The sequence below is a fragment of the Micromonospora sp. NPDC005205 genome, assembly GCF_040608275.1.
Lineage (GTDB): Bacteria > Actinomycetota > Actinomycetes > Mycobacteriales > Micromonosporaceae > Micromonospora.
Genome location: NZ_JBEXHV010000015.1, coordinates 82,874 through 100,828 on the forward strand (window position 1 = coordinate 82,874; position 17,955 = coordinate 100,828).

The 17,955-nt window shown below is 72.0% G+C and carries 16 protein-coding genes; 12 read left to right on the forward strand and 4 right to left on the reverse strand.

From position 1 onward, the window contains the following. Positions 1-8 precede the first annotated feature (8 nt). Entirely contained in the window at positions 9-215 is a 207-nt protein-coding gene (locus ABZU43_RS24630; RefSeq protein WP_355008835.1) for a hypothetical protein, read from the reverse strand. Positions 216-297: 82 nt separating this feature from the next. Here ABZU43_RS24630 and ABZU43_RS24635 point away from each other — a divergent pair, with 82 nt between their 5' ends. Beyond that, positions 298-816, forward strand: coding sequence for a DinB family protein (locus ABZU43_RS24635; RefSeq protein ID WP_355008836.1), 519 nt, complete (start codon positions 298-300; stop codon positions 814-816). Positions 817-844: 28 nt separating this feature from the next. Here the strand turns inward: ABZU43_RS24635 and ABZU43_RS24640 are convergent, their stop codons facing one another. After that, complete coding sequence (locus tag ABZU43_RS24640; protein WP_355008837.1) at positions 845-1,717, reverse strand: PfkB family carbohydrate kinase; 873 nt, start codon at positions 1,715-1,717, stop codon at positions 845-847. Between the two features lie 189 nt (positions 1,718-1,906). Between ABZU43_RS24640 and ABZU43_RS24645 the strand changes: the two genes are divergently transcribed. Both ABZU43_RS24645 and ABZU43_RS24650 read left to right on the forward strand, forming a co-directional pair. Beyond that, positions 1,907-5,197, forward strand: coding sequence for a DEAD/DEAH box helicase (locus tag ABZU43_RS24645; RefSeq protein ID WP_355008838.1), 3,291 nt, complete (start codon positions 1,907-1,909; stop codon positions 5,195-5,197). Further along, positions 5,194-6,105: an SWIM zinc finger family protein gene (locus tag ABZU43_RS24650; RefSeq protein WP_355008839.1), complete on the forward strand. Its 912-nt coding sequence runs from the start codon at positions 5,194-5,196 to the stop codon at positions 6,103-6,105. Before ABZU43_RS24645 ends, ABZU43_RS24650 begins: the two co-directional genes overlap by 4 nt. Before the next feature lie 46 nt (positions 6,106-6,151). Here ABZU43_RS24650 and ABZU43_RS24655 read toward each other — a convergent pair whose 3' ends face one another. Beyond that, positions 6,152-6,409, reverse strand: a complete 258-nt coding sequence (locus ABZU43_RS24655; RefSeq protein WP_355008840.1) for a DUF3040 domain-containing protein — start codon at positions 6,407-6,409, stop codon at positions 6,152-6,154. Between the two features lie 431 nt (positions 6,410-6,840). Here ABZU43_RS24655 and ABZU43_RS24660 point away from each other — a divergent pair, with 431 nt between their 5' ends. The 5 genes from ABZU43_RS24660 to ABZU43_RS24680 are packed head-to-tail and all read left to right on the forward strand — an operon-like array spanning position 6,841 to position 13,092. Next, positions 6,841-8,922: a DUF1800 family protein gene (locus ABZU43_RS24660; RefSeq protein ID WP_355008841.1), complete on the forward strand. Its 2,082-nt coding sequence runs from the start codon at positions 6,841-6,843 to the stop codon at positions 8,920-8,922. 8 nt (positions 8,923-8,930) lie between these two features. Beyond that, a complete protein-coding gene (locus ABZU43_RS24665; protein WP_355008842.1) occupies positions 8,931-10,313 on the forward strand; it encodes a DUF1501 domain-containing protein in 1,383 nt (460 codons plus the stop codon). Then, positions 10,310-11,728 carry a ferredoxin reductase family protein gene (locus ABZU43_RS24670; RefSeq protein WP_355008843.1) on the forward strand — a complete coding sequence of 473 codons (1,419 nt, stop codon included), beginning with the start codon at positions 10,310-10,312 and terminating at the stop codon, positions 11,726-11,728. The genes ABZU43_RS24665 and ABZU43_RS24670 overlap by 4 nt, the downstream gene beginning before the upstream one ends. Positions 11,729-11,741: 13 nt before the next feature. Beyond that, positions 11,742-12,320 carry an FMN-binding protein gene (locus tag ABZU43_RS24675; protein WP_355008844.1) on the forward strand — a complete coding sequence of 193 codons (579 nt, stop codon included), beginning with the start codon at positions 11,742-11,744 and terminating at the stop codon, positions 12,318-12,320. A 49-nt stretch (positions 12,321-12,369) separates the two neighbouring features. Then, positions 12,370-13,092, forward strand: coding sequence for an FAD:protein FMN transferase (locus ABZU43_RS24680; RefSeq protein ID WP_355008893.1), 723 nt, complete (start codon positions 12,370-12,372; stop codon positions 13,090-13,092). A 441-nt stretch (positions 13,093-13,533) separates the two neighbouring features. On the opposite strand, the gene ABZU43_RS24685 is transcribed toward ABZU43_RS24680, so the two are convergent. Next, positions 13,534-14,205 (reverse strand): bifunctional DNA primase/polymerase, encoded by a 672-nt coding sequence (locus ABZU43_RS24685; RefSeq protein ID WP_355008894.1) that lies wholly within the window; start codon positions 14,203-14,205, stop codon positions 13,534-13,536. A gap of 248 nt (positions 14,206-14,453) precedes the next feature. Between ABZU43_RS24685 and ABZU43_RS24690 the strand changes: the two genes are divergently transcribed. The 4 genes from ABZU43_RS24690 to ABZU43_RS24705 all read left to right on the forward strand — a co-directional run bounded on the left by ABZU43_RS24690 (position 14,454) and on the right by ABZU43_RS24705 (position 17,954). Further along, on the forward strand, positions 14,454-15,683 hold the full coding sequence (locus ABZU43_RS24690) for a helix-turn-helix domain-containing protein (RefSeq protein ID WP_355008845.1): 1,230 nt from the start codon (positions 14,454-14,456) through the stop codon (positions 15,681-15,683). A 16-nt stretch (positions 15,684-15,699) separates the two neighbouring features. Beyond that, entirely contained in the window at positions 15,700-16,272 is a 573-nt protein-coding gene (locus ABZU43_RS24695; protein ID WP_355008846.1) for a flavoprotein, read from the forward strand. 82 nt (positions 16,273-16,354) lie between these two features. Continuing rightward, on the forward strand, positions 16,355-17,227 hold the full coding sequence (locus ABZU43_RS24700; protein ID WP_355008847.1) for a Nif3-like dinuclear metal center hexameric protein: 873 nt from the start codon (positions 16,355-16,357) through the stop codon (positions 17,225-17,227). Then, entirely contained in the window at positions 17,217-17,954 is a 738-nt protein-coding gene (locus ABZU43_RS24705) for a C4-type zinc ribbon domain-containing protein (RefSeq protein WP_355008848.1), read from the forward strand. Before ABZU43_RS24700 ends, ABZU43_RS24705 begins: the two co-directional genes overlap by 11 nt. The last annotated feature ends 1 nt before the right edge of the window (position 17,955 follow it).

Below are 17,955 nucleotides of genomic sequence, written 5' to 3' on the forward strand. Positions count from 1 at the left end.
GCTGGCTGTCACACCGCCGGGCCGGTCCACCGGTAGCGCCACTCGCGGGCCTCCTCGCGGGCGGTCTCCAACTCGTAGATCTGCGCGTCGGCCAGCCCGCCGGAGCCGAGGTGATGGTGGGTCAGCGGCGGACGGCCGTTGCTGTCCAGTTCGACGGTGATGGTCTGCCCGTCCGCCGAGCCGCCGACGAGAAGGATCTGCACGGAGGAAGCCATGCGCCCATCCTGCCCGGCCCAGCGCCGGCCCGCAGCGGATAGCGGGGCAGCGGGGGACCCGGCCCGTGGCTAGGGTCGGCGGATGGAGCAGACGATCGATCCGACGCTCGGTCCGGTGCTCGCCCGCACCGGCGACGAACGCGCTGTCCTGACCTCGTTCCTCGACTTTCACCGGGCCGTGCTGCTGCGCAAACTACGCGGTCTCTCCGATGCCGACGCCCGACGTCGGCTGGTGCCGTCGGCGACCACGCTCGTCGGGCTGGTCAAGCACCTGACCCTGGTCGAGCGGAACTGGTTCCCGACCCTGTTGGCCCCCGAGCCCGGCGACGTCTACCTGACCTCCGAGGAGGACGCGGTCGCCAGCTTCACGCTGAGCGACCAGGAAACCATCGTCGGTCTCACCGAGGCGTACGAACGGGCCTGCGCCCGCTCCCGGACGGTCGTCGCGAGCATCGACCTCGACCACGTGGTGCCGCACCCGCAACTCGGTGAGGTGTCGCTGCGCTGGATTCTGGTGCACATGATCGAGGAGACGGCCCGGCACGCGGGCCACGCCGACATCCTGCGCGAGTTGACCGACGGCGAGGCCGGCGCGCTCTGAGCCCCGGGTCGCCGCACGCCGTCGGCCGTCACCCGGTGGGCAACAGGCCCGGCGGGTATTCCATCCCGTCGTGCGTGCACGCCGCAGCGGCAACCCGCGCCGCGTACCGGGCGGCATGCGTCAGTGATTCGCCGCGCAACCGGCCGGCGATCAGGCCGGCCGCGAAGGCGTCGCCCGCCCCGTTGCTGTCCACCACCGGTTTTCCCGGGACGGCGGGCGGCACTGGTACCGCCGTGCCGTCGCCCGGGTACAGCTCGGCGCCGTCCGCACCGCGGGTCACCACCATCGTCCGGGGCGCCAGCGTGCCGGCGAGCGACGCGGCCCGGTCGCCCAACCGCACCCCGCTCAGCAGAACCAGGTCGGCGACCTCCGCGAACGGCTGGTGGTAGGTGTTCTCGCCGTCCCAGTCGTGCAGGTCGGTGGAGAGCGTCACGCCCGTCGGAACGGCGGCCCGCACGGCGGACAGCAACGGCACCACCCAATCCATGATCGAGAGGTGGACGTGCCGGGCGTCGCGGACCAGTGCGGCCAACTCGGTGGCGGTAAAGGGTGGACCACCCTGCCATGGGCGCGGGTCGTACAGCGACGTGCGCCGCCCGCCCGGGTCCACCAGGTTCACCGATCGGCGGGTGCCGCCCTGGTGCTCGGCCAGCATCGCCGGCACCTCGGCCCGGGTCAACGCCGCCCGGACCAGCTCACCGGCCGGGTCGGCACCGAGGGTGTCGACGACCAGGACGCGCAGGCCGAGTGCCCGGGCGGCCAATGCCACCCCGGCACCGGTGTTGCCGATTCGCAGCTCGATCGGCTCGACGGTGTGGGAGTCGGCAGCGGGGAGCGGCAGCGCGGGCACCCGAACCCGTACGTCCACCCCGAGCCCGCCAAGAACCAGAAGATCGACCACGACGCCGACGCTAGACCGTTGCCTCCCTCCCGCGCCTCCGCGATCTTGCACTTTTTGTGGTGACGAAAGGCGCATTGTTCGCATAGCGTCGACACAAAGTGCAAGATCGCGCGAGTGCGGCGACGGGTGCGGATCGCCGGCCAGGTGGGCCGCCCTATTCTGGGGGCGGGCGGCGAGTAGGGGGAGCAGGTGCTGGTCATCCACGGGCTGTGGCTGCCCGGCGGCAGTTCGACCGGCGGCCTCGCCGTCTGGGCCGAAGACAGCGCCGCACCGATCCCCGCTCCGCGTTCGGGCCGGCCGGCCCGGGAACGCCCGCATCCCTTCGCCGCCGGGCACTCCGACCTGGCCGTCGTCCTCGCCGACGCCGCCGAGCCGAGCCGGCCGGGCACCGCGCTGCTCACCCTGCCCACCCTGGCGGGCGCGCCGACCGACTCACCCGAGCTGATCCGGACCACCGTCGCACCTGCGGCCCGCGGTCGGCTCACACTCGCCGGGTGGCGGGTTCCCACCCTGGTGTACGCCCCGGACGACGCGCTGTCGCTGCTGCAAGCCCTGGACGACATCCCGGCGGTGGCCGGGGCCACCCTGCGACACCTCGCCGAGCTGGCCGACTTCGCCGCCGACCTGGTGACCCGTGGCCGCGTCCTCCCCGGTGTGCGTACGACGACGGCTGACGGGACGCCCGGCGCTGACGTGCCGGTGGCGTCCGGCGCATCCGTGCAGGCGGTGTGGCGTCCGCTGCTGACCGGCACCGACGCCGCCTGGGCGCGTTCGCTGGCGCTGGCCCTGCCACCCGCCGCCCGAGCCACCGTCCTGCCGCCCACCTCCAGGCTGACCAATCCCGAGCTGCCCGGTGCCGAGCCGCCCACTGCCGAGCTGACCACTGCCGAGCCGCCCACTGCCGAGCTGACCACTGCCGAGCCGGCCACTCCCGAGCCGGCCACTCCCGAGCTGACCGCTGCCGTCCTGGTCGCGGATGCGCTGGACGCGCTGACCGACGCCGCCGCGCGGGCTGCGCTGGCGACCACCACGCTGGCCCGGGGGCTGCGGCCAGGGGGTCCGGCGCCGGCCTGGCTGGCCGCGCTCGCCGGACCGCAGCGGGACTTCACCATCGACCCGGCCGGGCTGGACACCCTCTCCGCCGAACTGGACGCCTGGCAGCGCGACGCAGCCGGTGGCCCGGTGCGGGCCAGTTTCCGCCTTGTCGAACCGGCCCCCGACGAGGTCACCGAGCCGATCCTGGCCACCCGGGCGCTGTCGGCCGGCGGTGTGCCGGTGCCTGCCGACAGCGCGCCGGTGTCGGTCGGGTCGATAGGTGCCGGGCGCTGGCGTTTGGAGTTCGGGTTGCAGGCCTCGGACGAGCCCGGCCTGCACGTCGACGCCGGGGACATCTGGCGAGCGCCGCAGACCCTCGGCGGCCTGGTCGGGCGGACGACCAGCCCGCAGGAGACGCTCCTCGCCGAGCTGGGCCGGGCCAGTCGGCTCTGGCCGGACCTGGATGCCGCGCTGCGTACCGCCGCCCCGGAGGCGATGGACCTCGACGTCGAGGGGGCGCACCGGTTCCTCAGCGCGGGCGCCCCGGTGCTGCACGCGGCCGGTTTCGGGGTGCTGCTGCCGTCCTGGTGGCAGCGTCCGTCGGCGCGACTGGGCGCCCGGCTGCGAGCGCGCAGCCGCACCGCACCGGGCACTGTGGGTGGTACCGAAGCCGGTGTCGGTCTGGACGCCCTGGTCGACTACCGCTGGGAGATCGCGCTCGGTGACCAGCCGCTCTCCGCCGAGGAGTTGGCGGCGCTGGCCGAGACGAAGACCCCATTGGTACGGCTCCGCGGCCGGTGGGTGGAGCTGGACCCGGGGCGGCTCGCGGCGGGGCTGCGTCTGCTCCGCTCCGCGGGCGAGCTGACCGTCGCCGATCTGCTCCGCCTCGGGCTGGCCGACGGCGAGGCCACCGGCGAGCTGCCGGTGTTGGAGGTGACCGCCGACGGTGCGCTGGGCGACCTGCTCGCCGGCGCGGTCGAGCGGCGGCTCACCCCGCTGGACCCGCCGCCGGGCTTCCGGGGGACGCTGCGGCCGTACCAGCAGCGCGGGTTGGCGTGGCTTGCCTTCCTGCGCTCACTCGGTCTGGGCGGTGTCCTCGCCGATGACATGGGGCTGGGCAAGACGGTGCAACTGCTCGCGCTGCTCGCCGGGGACCCGCCGGAGGCCGGGCCGACCCTGTTGGTCTGTCCGATGTCGCTGGTCGGCAACTGGCAGCGGGAGGCGGCCCGGTTCACCCCGGAGCTGCGGGTGCACGTACACCATGGTGCCGAGCGGGCGCGGGGGGCGGAGTTTACAGCGGCCGCGCACGGCGCGGACCTGGTCCTCACCACCTACTCGGTGGCCGCCCGCGACGCCGCCGACCTGGCCGGCATCGACTGGCACCGGGTGGTGGTGGACGAGGCGCAGGCGATCAAGAACGCGTCGACCCGGCAGGCCGAGGCGGTTCGCGCGCTGCCCGCCCGGCAGCGGGTGGCGGTGACCGGCACGCCGGTGGAGAACCGCCTCGCCGACCTCTGGTCGATCATGCAGTTCGCCAACCCGGGTCTGCTCGGGCCGGCCGCGATGTTCCGCAAACGGTTCGCCGAGCCGATCGAGCGACACGGCGACGCCGAGGCCGCCGAGCGGCTCCGCCGGATCACCGGCCCGTTCGTGTTGCGCCGGCTCAAGACCGACTCGTCCATCATCTCCGACCTGCCGGAAAAGCTGGAGATGGAGGTGCTGTGCAACCTCACCGCGGAGCAGGCCGCGCTGTACCGGGTGGTGGTCGACGACATGCTCGCCCGGATCGAGACCAGCGACGGCATCGAGCGACGCGGTCTGGTGCTGGCCACCATGACCCGCCTCAAGCAGGTCTGCAACCACCCCGCCCAACTGCTGCGCGACGGCTCGGCGCTGGAGGGTCGCTCCGGCAAGCTGGCTCGGCTCACCGAGATCCTTGAGGAGGTGCTGGCAGCGGGGGAGAAGGCGCTGCTGTTCACTCAGTACGCCGAGTTCGGGGCGATGTTGCGCGGTCACCTGTCGGCGCGGTTCGGCCGGGAGGTGCTGTTCCTGCACGGTGGCCTCGGCAAGGCCGAGCGGGACGCCCTGGTGCAACGTTTTCAGTCCGCGGAGGGTCCGCCGCTGTTCGTCCTCTCCCTAAAGGCCGGCGGCACCGGGCTGACCCTGACCGCCGCGAACCACGTGGTGCACGTGGACCGGTGGTGGAACCCGGCGGTCGAGGACCAGGCCACCGACCGGGCGTTCCGGATCGGGCAGCACCGGCGGGTGCAGGTACGCAAGTTCGTGTGCGCCGGCACCGTCGAGGAGAAGGTGGCCGCGATGATCGCCGACAAGCGCAGCCTCGCCGAACGGGTGGTCGGCACCGGCGAGCAGTGGATCACCGAGTTGTCCACCGGCCAGTTGCGGGACCTGTTCGCACTGGAAGCCGGCGCGGTGGTGGAGTGAGCGAGCGGAGCGACTTCGCTGATTACGGGCGTCCCCGTCGGGTCGACGGGGGCCTGCGGGCGCGCAGCGCCCGGGGCGCGATCGGCCGGTCCTGGTGGTCGAGGCGTTTCCTGGAGGTGCTGGAGTCGTTCGCGCTCGGCACCCGGTTGACCCGGGGCCGGTCGTACGCGCGGGCTGGTCAGGTGCTCACCCTCGACATCGCACCCGGGCAGGTCAGCGCGGTCGTGCAGGGCTCCCGGCCGAAGCCGTACCAGGTGTCGATCGCGCTGAAGCCGTTCCCGGCGGCGCTCTGGTCCCGCATCGAGGACGAGCTGGCCGGGCAGGCGTTCTTCAGCGCCCGGCTGCTCGCCGGTGACCTCCCCGACGAGTTGGAGGAGGTCTTCTCCGCCGCCGGCGCACCGCTCTTCCCAGCGGGTGTGGACGAGCTGACCCAGCGCTGCAACTGCCCCGACTTCGCGGTGCCGTGCAAGCACCTCGCGGCGACGTTCTACCTGCTGGCCGAGGCGTTCGACGCGGACCCGTTCGAACTGCTGCACTGGCGCGGTCGGTCCCGGGCGGAGTTGCTCGACGAACTCCGGGCCCGGCGGGCCGCGACCACCGGTGCCACCCCGCCGCCCCCACCGCTCGACCCACCGTCCGAACCGGACGGTGCGGGGTCGAGTGTGGACGTCGTGGCGCCAGTCGGTGCCGCCCGGGCGCTCGCCGGGCTGTCGGCGACGCCGCTGGCGGATGCGGCGGACCGGTTCTGGTCAGCGCCGGTGCCGCTGCCGGATCGGCCGCCCCGACTGGTGACCGGCACGGACCTGCTGCTACGACAGCTCGGAGCACCGGCCCCGGCCATCGGTGGGCCGGGACTGCTCGAACGGTTGCGCCGCGCGTACCGGGCGTTCGGCCCGGCCGACACATGAGCTGTCACGTCCACCGGTTGAGCCGTCCCGTCGAGCGGTTCAACAGTCACGTCCAGCGGCGGCGAAACCGCCACATGATGGCGGCGTTGGCCACCAGCACCACCGCGCAGATCGCGCCGGTGAGTCGACCGGCGAACACGGCTATCGCCGGCAGCGACGCCCACAGCACGATGGTCAACAACATCAGGTAGCGGCCCCTGCGGGCTCGGGCCCGGTGGTCCAGCCGCTTAAAGAAGGCCGGGTCACTTTCCCGGAGCTGACGGGTGATCTGGTCGAATCTGCGCTGATCCTCTTTGCTGAGCATGGCGCTGCCTTCCCCTCACGCGTTCAGCGGTTCGGCGGCATACCCGCTGCGGTGGTGGCTCACGCTCGCCCGCTGCTGCTACTTTTCCTCCACGCGAGCACGGTTCACGTCCGGCTTACCTGAACCTTAAGTTTGCCTTTGGTGGTGAACGACGCCGAAACCGTCGGGTACGGCGTCGAGGTCCGATCCGTGCTCGGCTGGCGCGCGTACGCCCTGCTGGGAAGCTCTGCGGGCGGGTCCGTTGCTCCGCCCGCCGCCGAGGTCGCACTGAACGCTGTCTTAAGTGCCCTCCCGAGTGGGTTCCGGCCACCTTGAAGGGCCCTGGGGCCTTGGTTACTTTGCCGTAGCAACCCCCTCAGGCAACAGTCGCCGCACCTGCCGCACCTGCCCGGTAGCAGCTTCCGGCGCTCATCAGAAATCGGGATTGGTACATGGCCGACCAGAATGTGCCACCACGTCGACCGCGGGACGACCGCGGTTGGGACGGACATCAGCACCCCAGCGCTGACGGCTACGGCGACCCCCACCCGCCGGCGCCCTACGGCTACGACTCGCCCCACCCCTACCAGGGCGGCTACGCCGCGCAGGCCGACCCGCGTGAGCAGTACGCCGGGCAGCCCGCGCCCGCTCCGCGCGGTCCGCAGTGGGTCGGCCCGGAGGGCCTTGGCCGCCCGGCCCCGGCGCGACCGGCCGGCACCGGACTGCCCACCCTCGACGATGACAACGAGCCGGATCGCAAGGTCGGCCGACGTAAGGCGATGGTGGCCCTCGGCGGCACCGCCGCCGTCGTCGCCGGTGGCGCGGCGCTCGCCATGACCCCGCAGATCCGTGGCCTCTTCGGCGACGACGCGGTGGCCGGCGACGCGACCGGCAGCACGGTCACCGACGGCACCGCGGCGCGGCCCAGCGGCCAGCAGCCCAGCACCGTGCGTACCTACACCGAGCAGAACGAGAGCTACATGGGCTCCCGGGCCGGTGAGGCGCTGAAGAAGAACGCGCCGGCCGGCGGGCGGACCTTCTCCGGCCCGGCCGCCGCCGCGGCGGCGACCACTGTGACAGTGAAGACGGTGCTGGCCAAGGACCCGATCCTGCACCTGGCCCGGCGCGCCACCTTCGGCGTGACGCCCGCGGTGGTCGCCGACATCAAGCGCGAGGGCATGGACGCCTGGATCCGCGCCCAGCTGGACCCGGGGAAGTTGGAGCCGAGCAAGGGCGAGCTGAAGCTCGCCGAGCTGCCGACCCAGAAGCTCTCCGTGCAGCAGCTGCGCGACCAGCGGGACAAGCTCAACGAGCAGGACGCCCACCCCGAGCGGGAGATGGTCGACGCCACCATCGCCCGGCAGATCTGGTCCAAGCGCCAGCTGTTCGAGGTGATGGTCGACTTCTGGAACGACTTCCTGCACGTCGCCGCCGACTTCGACGGCGGCGAGGTGTACCGCAACTCGTTCGACCAGGACGTCGTGCGCAAGCACGCGCTGGGCAGCTACCCGGAGATGCTGGTCGCCGCGAACAAGCACCCGGCGCTGCTGATCTACCTGAACCAGAAGGACTCCCGCAAGGACGCGATCAACGAGAACCTCGCCCGGGAGAACCTCGAGCTCTACTCGGTCGGCGTCGACGGCGGCTACAAGGAGCCCGACGTCCGGCAGGCCGCCATGTTGCAGACCGGCCGCGGTGTCGACGACAAGGGCAAGTACGTCTTCCGCCCCGAGCAGCACTACGTCGGCAAGGTGAAGATCCTCGGTTTCACCCACGCGAACAACTCGGCCGACCCGAAGAAGGCCGAAGCGGCGATCGACGCGTACATCACCTACATCGCGACGCACCCGTCGACGGCGAAGTACGTGGCGCAGAGCCTGGCCACCCGGTTCGTCTCGGACACCCCGCCGAAGTCCCTCGTGGACCGGCTGGCCAAGACGTACACCACGAACAAGGGCATGATCAAGCCGGTCCTGATGACGCTGTTCTGCTCCTCGGAGTTCTGGGCCGGGGTGGGCCAGAAGGTGCGCCGGCCGATGGAGTACCTGGTCGCCACGTACCGCACCCTGGGCGTCTCGCCGGAGGCGTCGCCGAAGCACAACAACGGCGACAGCAAGCGCACCGCGTACGCCCGGGGGCTGCGCCAGATCCACGACAAGATGCGCGAGCTGGGCCAGTCCCCGATGGGTCACCCGACCCCGGACGGCTACCCGGACGTCTACGTCGCCTGGACCTCGGCCGGCACGATGGTCAACGGCTGGAACGAGGCGGGCGAGATCCTCGCCGGCTACCGCACCACCTTCACGTACACGGCGCCGGAGAAGCTGGTCGCCAAGCCACCGGCGACGGCCGGGGCGTACGTGGACGCGCTCTCCCAGCGGCTGGTAGGCCAGAAGTTGAGCACGCGGGAGAAGAACCTCATCCTCGGCGTGGCCGGTGTGGCGGCGACCACCAAGGTCGACGCCACGTTCAACGGGGCCATCACCGCCGTCGCGCGGGCGATCCTCGCTTCCCCCCAGCACCACCTCCGGTGAGGCACCCGATGGAGAAGACTGTGTACAACTCTTTCCCCCTGCACCCCGAATGCCCCGACGTGCGCCGGCTGGCCGACAACCCGGCCGAGGCTCTGCTGCGCGCCGAGGCGGACATCGTCGCCGCCGAGAACGCCGCCGAGTTCGACAGGTACCGCACCCTGGAGAACCTGGAGGAGGCCCAGCAGGACGGTCGCGGCGTGACCCGGCGGACCTTCGTCGCCGGTGCCGCGGCCACCGCCACCGCGCTGGCCACCGCCCAGTTCGTCACCACCTCGGCGTCGTTCGCGGCGACCAAGACCGGCACCCTGATCCACGTCTTCCTCTACGGCGGGCTGGACGGCCTGAGCCTGATCGCGCCGGACAACGACGCGGTGCTCAACAAGGCCCGGCCCGACCTGCTGCTCGGCAACGACTCGCTGTCCCTGGGCCGCGGCTTCAAGCTGACCAGCGCGTTCAAGCCGCTGGAGAAGTGGCTCACGGCCGGTCAGCTGGGCTTCATCCCGGCGGTCTCCGACGAGCGGCTGTCCCGCAGCCACTTCCAGGCCGCCGACGCCTGCAACCTGGGCGGGCTGCCCAACGAGACCGGCGGTCGGGGTTGGCTCGACGGTCTGGTCGACAACCTGGGCAAGGGCACCGCGTTCCGCAGCGTCGGCATCGGCAGCACGCTGCCCCGCTCGCTGGTCGGCAACAACGGCGCGATCTCCCTGAACAACGTCGGCTCCCTGCGGCTCAACGGTGACGAGCGGTTCCGGGCCGCCACCGAGAAGGCCATCAAGGGGCTCTTCACCGGGATCAACCACCCGGTCGAGGAAGCCGTGCAGGAGGGCATGGGCGCGCTGGCCACCGCCCAGAAGCTCGCCGCCAAGCCGTACCAGCCCGCCGAGGGCGTCAAGTACGAGGGCGTCGGCAACGCGTTCCAGCAACTCGCCCAGCTGATCAAGGGCGGCGCCAACGTCCGGGTCGCCACCGTCGGCATGGGTGGGTACGACACCCACGAGAACCAGGGCACCCGCGAGGGCGGCCAGCTGCACCGCCGGCTCAACGAGCTGGCCAACGCCATGGCCGCTTTCTTCACCGACCTCGGCCCGAAGGCCGCCGACGTGACGATCATGGTGTCCAGCGAGTTCGGCCGTCGGGTCGGCTCCAACAACAACGGCACCGACCACGGGCACGGCGGCGTGGTCACCCTGCTGTCCGGCAAGAAGCTGGCCGGTTCGCTGCTCGGCACCTGGAACGGTCTGGACAAGCTGGACTCCGGTGACGTGCCGGAGTACAACAACATGTTCAACGTCTACGGCGCGGTGGCGCAGGGCCGGTTCGGGCTCACCAACGCGGAGGTCGACAAGGTCTTCCCCCGCCAGAAGTACGCCCCGATGAAGCTGTACGCGTGACGTACCCGCACACCCACGCCGCCGGCCGTCGTACCGGGACCTCGTCCCGGCACGGCGGCCGGTCGGCTGCGCCCGTACCCCCGCAGATCCCGGCCCGGCGCGGGCCCGGCGGCCGACGGTTGCTGGGCGTGCTGCTCCTGGTCGGCCTGCTCGCCAGCGTGGTGCCCTGGTGGCTGGGCACCCCGGCCGGATCGCTGCGGACCACAGCGGCCACCGTCACCTCCGCCGGCCGGATCACCGGCCTGGTCGCCGGCTACCTGCTGCTGGTGCAGGTGCTGATGATGAGCCGACTGCCGGTGCTGGAACGGTGGATCGGCGGCGAGCACATGGCCCGCTGGCACCGGGACATCGGCGCCACCCTGCTGGTCACCGTGCTGGCGCACATGTCGCTGATCCTGGTCGGCTACGCCGACCTGCGTAATCAGTCGATCCTCGCCGAGGTCGGCACGTTGCTCGGCGACTACGAGGACATGGTCTCGGCGTTCGTCGCCACCGGCATCATGATGCTCGTCGGGTTCAGCAGCATCCGGGCGATCCGGCGGGCGCTGCCCTACGAGATGTGGCACCTGCTGCACCTGTCCAGCTACCTGATCCTGCTGCTCGGCTTCGGCCACCAGTTCACCCACGGCGCGCAGCTCTACCGGCCCGGCCCGGTGCGCACCGGCTGGATCGCGCTCTACCTGCTGGTGGTCGCCGCCCTGCTCTGGGGCCGCGTGATCGCACCGCTAACGTTCAACCTGCGCTACAAGCTGCGGGTCGCCGACGTGGTCGCCGAGAGCACCGACACCATCTCCATCTACCTCACCGGGGAGCGGCTCGACCGGCTGGCGATGCTCGGCGGCCAACACTTCCGCTGGCGGTTCCTCACCCGGGGCTGCTGGTGGCAGTCGCACCCGTTCTCCGTCTCCGCCGCCGCCAACGGCCGCTGGCTGCGCGTCACCGTCAAGGTGGTCGGCACCCACACCGCCGACCTGCGCGACCTGGAACCGGGCACCCGGGTCTGGGCCGAAGGCCCGTCGGGAACCTTCACCGCCGCGCACCGGCTCGGGGAGCGGGCGCTGTTGATCGCCGGTGGCAGCGGCATCACGCCGATCCGGGCCATGCTGGAGGAGCTGCCGCCGGGCGCGGCGCTCATCTACCGGGCCCGCACACCGGCCGACGTGCTGCTCAGCCGCGAGTTGGACTGGCTGGCCCAGGAACGCGACACCTCCATCTGGTACGTCATCGGCTCCCGCGACGACCCCGGCCCCCGCCAGCTGATGAGCCCGGACGGGCTGCGGCAACTGGTGCCCGACGTGGCCCGGCGCGACGTCTACCTGTGCGGGCCCCCCGGTCTGGTGGAACAGTCGGTGCGGGCGCTGCGGCGGGCCGGCGTGCCCCGACGGCAGATCCACCTTGCCACGTTCGAGCTGTAGGAAGGGCATCCCCATGCGTCGCGCGCTCCTCGCGATCACCGGCCTGGCCGCCAGCACCACCGCGCTCGTGGTGTTCAAGGGCTCGCCAGGCACCAGCCAGGTCGCCCAGAACCTGCCGACCGCCCAGCCGGTCAACCCCACTCCGCTGGATGTCGAGCCGAGCGCCGACCCGTCGGGCGGGGCGCCGAAGCCGTCGGCGACCGCCGACGCGTCCACGTCGCCCAAACCCACGAAGAGCAGTGCCCGTCCGTCCGGCACCCGCACCACCACGAAGGCCGCACCCCGGACCACCACCAAGGCGCCCCAGTCGACCACCCGCCGGGTCACCGGCAACGGCTTCGACAATGAGTACGGGTACGTGCAGGTGCAGATCGTCGTCTCGGGTAACCGGATCGTCGAAGCCGTCGCGCTGTCGCTGCCCAGCGGGGGTGAATCCGACATCCACAGCGGCGACGTCCGCAACCGTTACGACGGCAGGGGCGGTGAGGTCGTGCAGAAGCAGAACGCGAACCTCAACACCGTCTCCGGCGCCACCGAGACCAGCAACTCCTACAAGCAGTCGCTGCGGTCCGCCATCGAGCAGGCATTCTGACGTGCGGGCCACGCTGACCCGACCCGGGCTGTGCCGGGTCGAACAGATCATGGGTACGACGATCACACTGGACCTCGCCGACGACCTGCCACCGGCGACGCTGCGCGAGCTGGCGGATGAGGTCTTCGCCTGGATGCACGAGGTGGACGGTCGGTTCAGCACCTACCAGCCGGACAGCGAGGTCTGTCGCTTCGACCGTGGTGAGGTGCTGCTCTCCGAGGCGTCAGCTGACCTGCGGTTCGTGCTGGAGACCTGCGCCGACCTCTGGGGTGCCACCGACGGGTTCTTCGACGCGTACGCCACCGGTCGGCTCGACCCGTCCGGCTTCGTCAAGGGCTGGGCCGCCCAGGTCGCCTCGGACCGCCTCGTCGCCGCCGGTGCCGTCAACCACTGCGTGAACGCTGGCGGCGACGTACGGGTGCGGGGTCTGTCGCCGTCCGGGGAACCGTGGCGCATCGGTATCCGGCACCCGTGGGACGCGATGGCGGCCTGCCTGGTGCTCAGCGGGACCGATCTGGCGGTGGCCACGTCCGGCGTGTACGAACGCGGCCGGCACGTGCTGGACCCGCGCCGGGGCGCACCGGCCAGTGGGCTGCGCTCGGTGACGGTGGTCGGCACCGACCTCGGGGTGGCCGACGCGTACGCCACCGCCGCCCTGGCCATGGGCACCCCCGGCCTCAACTGGCTGGCCCGCCTGGACGACCACACCCACGCGGTGATCACCGACAACGCCCGCGAGTACCACTCGTTCGAACTCCCCCTGACCGACTAGCCCGCGCCCCACACGCCCCCGCGCCCCCCGCACGCCCTCTCGCGCCCGCGATCTTGCATTCTCGGTTGGTGTTCTGTCCCTTTGCGTGGAGATTGTCGGGACAGCAAGTGCAAGATCGCGGTGAGCGGGGGCGGGCGGGCAGGCAGGGCTGGGGGAGAGGGTTGCGGCGGCGGACTAGCGGAGGGGGCGGTGGGTGCCGGCTGGGCGCGAGCCGGTGGGGCGTGGGCGGCCGGGGCGGGACCCGGACGGTCGGGTGCCGGCCCAGCGGCGCCCCCGGTGGCTGCGCCGGGGCGGCTCGGTGCCGCCGGGGTGAGGCGCTCTGTCGTTTGTGGACATCGTTCCCCCGTTCGTGGCGCGCGTTCGCACCGTCCCCCTGTCAACGAGGACCGACGCCTCGGCGACGCTGTCGGGCACCGGATCGAATCCTCGACCGGGCCGGTTTCACATGCCGCGTCGGGGCAGCGGCAGGTGACCGGGGAGCAGGTCGGGGGCGAGCGTCACCCCGGTGGCGCGCAGCGCCCCGATCAACGTGTTCTGCACGAGGTACGAATCCGGAAGCTGCCAGCGTGCCTGCTCCGGGGCGACCGCCCAGCGGACCGTGCCTTCCGGCAGCCGGGTGGGCGGCGCGGGGATCCACGATCCCGGCCCGTGCCGGACCACGTGGAAGCAGTGCTCCAGCTCCGGCCTGAGCGGGTCGCCGGGGCGGACCAGGAACATCCACCGCCCGGTGGGAGTGACCAGCACCGGCCCGCGTACGCCGGTGCCGGCCGGGTGGATCTGGATCGCGTCGAGCACGTGCCGGCCGAGGTGGGCGGGCACCTCCAGCACGTCGAAGGCCCGGCCGGTGGGCAGCAGCACCCCGTGCGGTCGGTTCCGCCACCAGGTCGCCACCCGGGCCGGGTCGGCGCTGGCGGCCAGTTCCCAGTTCTCCAGGGCGGGGTGGCAGCCCACTGTGGGGCAGCCGGCCCGCCCGCAGACGAAGCGGCTACGGGCCAGACAGGCGCCCGGGGTGACTTCCCAGCCGTGTACCGCGTACCGGATGGCGACCCGGCGCAGCCGGACCCGTTCCAGCGGCGACAGTTCGGCAACGCGCGGTACGACATTCCCCCACATGTGTGCCAACTCCTCTCGTCGGGCCCGGCGTTCGCCAGGTCGCATGTCGAGCACCGTCACTGCCGTAACCCACGATCGTTGAGGTTGACGAACGGCCCGTGCAACTTGCACGAAAAGTACGAGGACTACCTGTCCGGCTGACGTACATCCTGTGCGACCAGCCAAAACCTGAACACGAACGGCAGTCGCCGCACCCGCGGACATCGCCCCGACTCGATTGGTTGTCGGTGGCAGGGGAGGATGGGGAGATGGACGAGCTACCCATAGGACGGCGAGTTGCCTACTGGCGGGGGCGGCGCAAGATGTCGCAGCAGGTCTTCGCGGACCGGCTGGGCAAGTCCAAGAGCTGGGTGGACAAGGTCGAACGTGGCGTCCGCCGGTTGGACAAGTTCTCCGTCCTCTACGAGATCGCCGACATCCTCCAGATGGACGTGCAGCTGCTGATGGGCAAGGACCCGGAGCGGCGCGCCGACGCCCTCAACTGCATCGACCAGGTCGAGGTGCAGGAGATTCGGGCGGCGCTGGAACGCTACGACTCGATGAGCGCGTACTTCGACGCGGCGCCGTACCCGCCGCCGATGGACGACATGCGCAAGGCCGTCAACCACGCCTGGCTCACCTACCAGTACGGCCGCTACGGGATGCTCACCCGGGCGCTGCCGAAGCTTCTGCGCGACGCTCAGGCGGCCGACGCCGCCTACGGCGGTGAGCAGGCCGCCGAGGCGGCCCACCTGCTCGGGCAGGTCTACCAGATCGCCTCCTCGGTGCTGCGCAAGCTCGGCGAGTGCGAGCTCGCCTGGTTGGCCGCCGACCGGTCGATGGCGGTGGCCCAACGGGCCGACGACCCGCTGCTCGCCGGGATCGCCACCACCCGGGTGTGCAACGCCCTGGTCGCGATGGGGCGCGCCCGTCCCGCGCTGGAGCTGAACGTCCAGATCGCCAACCGGCTGGCACCGGGTGGAAGCAACGCGGTCTCCCCGGCCCGCCTCTCCGTCTACGGGATGCTGCTGCTCCAGGGCGCGATGGCCGCGTCCCGCATCGGTGACTCGGCCAGCGTCGACGACCTGATCAACTGCGCGCAGGAGGCCGCCACACTGCTCGGCGGCGACTACAACCACTACTGGACGTCGTTCGGCCCGACCAATGTCGAACTGCACCGGGCCGCCGCCGCCGTGGAGCTGGGCGACGGGGGGCGGGCCGTGGAGGTGCACCAGCTGCGCATCGCGGAGCCCGCCTTCAACGCGCTGCTGCCCGAGCGCCGCGCCCACCACCTGCTCGACATCGCCCGCGGTTACGCCCAGATAGGTGACGTGGCGAACGCCGGCGAGATGCTGCTGCTCGGTGATCGGCTCGCCCCGTCGGAGATCCGCTGCCGGCCGATCGCGCACGAGGTGATGTCCGACATCCTCCGTCGCACACGTGGTGCGCCGCCTTCTCCGGTAGCGGAGTTGGCTGAGCACATGGGAGTAGGGGTATGAGCGCGGAGCCGGTCTGATGGCCGGTACAGCGCACAACAGCGGGCACCGTGAGGTGCTCTACGTCATCGCCTGCGGTTCGCCGCTGGCCCGGCACGTCGGTCGTCTGGTCGACCTCGCCCAACAGGACGGTTGGGACGTCTGCGTGGTCACCACGCCGGACGGCGCGAAGTTCGTCGACCAGTCGGCCCTGATTCGGCAGACCGGTCACCCGGTGCGGACTCACTACAAGAACCCCGGTGACCCGGACGTGCTGCCGCCCGCCGACGCCATGATCGTCTGCCCGGCCACCGTCAACACGGTCAACAAGTGGGCCGCCGGGATCACCGACACGCTGGCGCTCGGGCTGCTGGTCGAGGCCCAGGGCAAGGGCGTCCCCATCGTGGCGGTGCCGTACACGAACGCGGCGATGGCCTGCCACCCGGCGTTTCGTGCCGGGGTGGCCCGGTTGGCCGAGTGGGGCGTCACGGTGCTCTTCGGCGACGATGTGATCGCCCTGCACCCGCCCGGAACGGGGGAGCAGCACCTGCACGCCTTCCCCTGGGCGATGCCGCTGGCCGCATTGCAGACCGTCTCCTGGAGCGCCGCGTAGCGCGTCCGGCAGATCTTCCACCCGACGCGGCCGGGCCGGGTGTCACCGCCCGGCCGCCCCGACGCCGGTAAGCTGGCCCGCCGTGAGCACAAGCGGATCCGCCCCCACAGTCAGCGACGTGGTGGCCGCGCTGGAACGGCGCTTTCCGCCGGTCTGGGCGGAGGAGTGGGACCGGGTGGGCCTGGTGCTCGGTGAGCCGGCCGCTCCGGTCCGCCGGGTGCTCTGCGTGGTCGACGTGGTGCCCGAGACGGTCGACGAGGCCCTCGCCGCCGAAGCGGACATGATCGTTTCGCATCATCCGCTGCTGCTGCGCGGGGTGTCGTCGGTCGCCGCGACGACGTTCAAGGGGCGGATCATCCACCGGTTGATCCGGGCCGGGACGGCGCTGTACGCGGCGCACACCAACGCCGACGTGGCCTCCCCGGGCGTCTCCGACGCCCTCGCCGCCCGCTTCGGGCTCACCGGTCTGCGCCCACTCCAACGACCCGCGCCCGGCTCGCCCGCTCACGGCGACGACAGGGGTTTCGGTCGGGTCGGCGAACTGCCCCAGCCGATGACCCTCGCCGAGCTGACCCGGCACGCGGCGGCGGTGCTCCCCGTCACGTCCTGGGGAGTTCGCGCGGCGGGGGATCCCGGGCGTATGGTTCGTACCCTCGCCGTCAGCGGCGGGTCGGGGGACAGCTTCCTCGGCGCCGCGACCGCCGCCGGGGTGGACGCGTTCCTCACCGCCGACCTGCGGCACCACCCGGCCGGCGAGCACCTCGCCGCCGATGGTCCCGCCCTGATCGACGCCGCCCACTGGGCGACCGAACGACCGTGGCTGGACGACCTGGCCGCCTTCCTCAGGGAGGCGCTGGACGTCGAGACGCTGGTGTCCGACCTGGACACCGACCCGTGGACCGTGCACGCCGCCGCACCCGTTGTGGACGACAAGGAGCCCGACCGTGAAGGCTGACCCTCAGGTGCAGCGCCGCCTGCTCGACCTCCAGGCGATCGACACCAACCTCGCCCAGCTCGCCCACCGTAGGCGAACGCTTGCCGAGCGGGCCGAGCTGGAGTCGCTGGCCCGGGAGCTGTCGTCGATGGAGGACGAGCGGGTTCGCGCCCAGGTGGCGGTGGACGACCTGGACCGGGACATCGCCCGGTTGGAGAAGGACGTCGAGCAGGTCCGGGCCCGCAAGGAGAAGGACGAGAACCGGCTGGCCGCCGGCACCGGCCCGGCCCGCGAGCTGGAGGCGCTCCAGCACGAGCTGGTCTCGCTCAAGCGCCGCCAGGGCGACCTGGAGGACGCCGAGCTGGAGCTGATGGAGCAGCGGGAGACCGCGCAGGGCGTACTGGACGGCGTGGAGCAGCGGCTGGCCGAGACCCGGGACAAGCGGGCCGCGACCGAGCAGCGCCGCGACGAGGCGCTGGCCGAGATCGCCAAGGAGGAGGAGTTCAAGCGGGGCGCCCGTCAGCCGCTCGCCGGCGATCTCCCGAGCGATCTGGTCAACCTCTACGACAAGATCCGCGAGGACACCGGGCTGGGTGCCGCGCTGCTCACCGGGGGCCGCTGCGGCGGGTGCCGCCTGGACCTGTCCGGCGCCGACCTGGCCCGGATCCGCAAGGCCGCCCCCGATGACGTGGTCCGCTGCGAGGACTGCCGACGGATCATGGTCCGTACCAACGAGTCGGGCCTGTAGG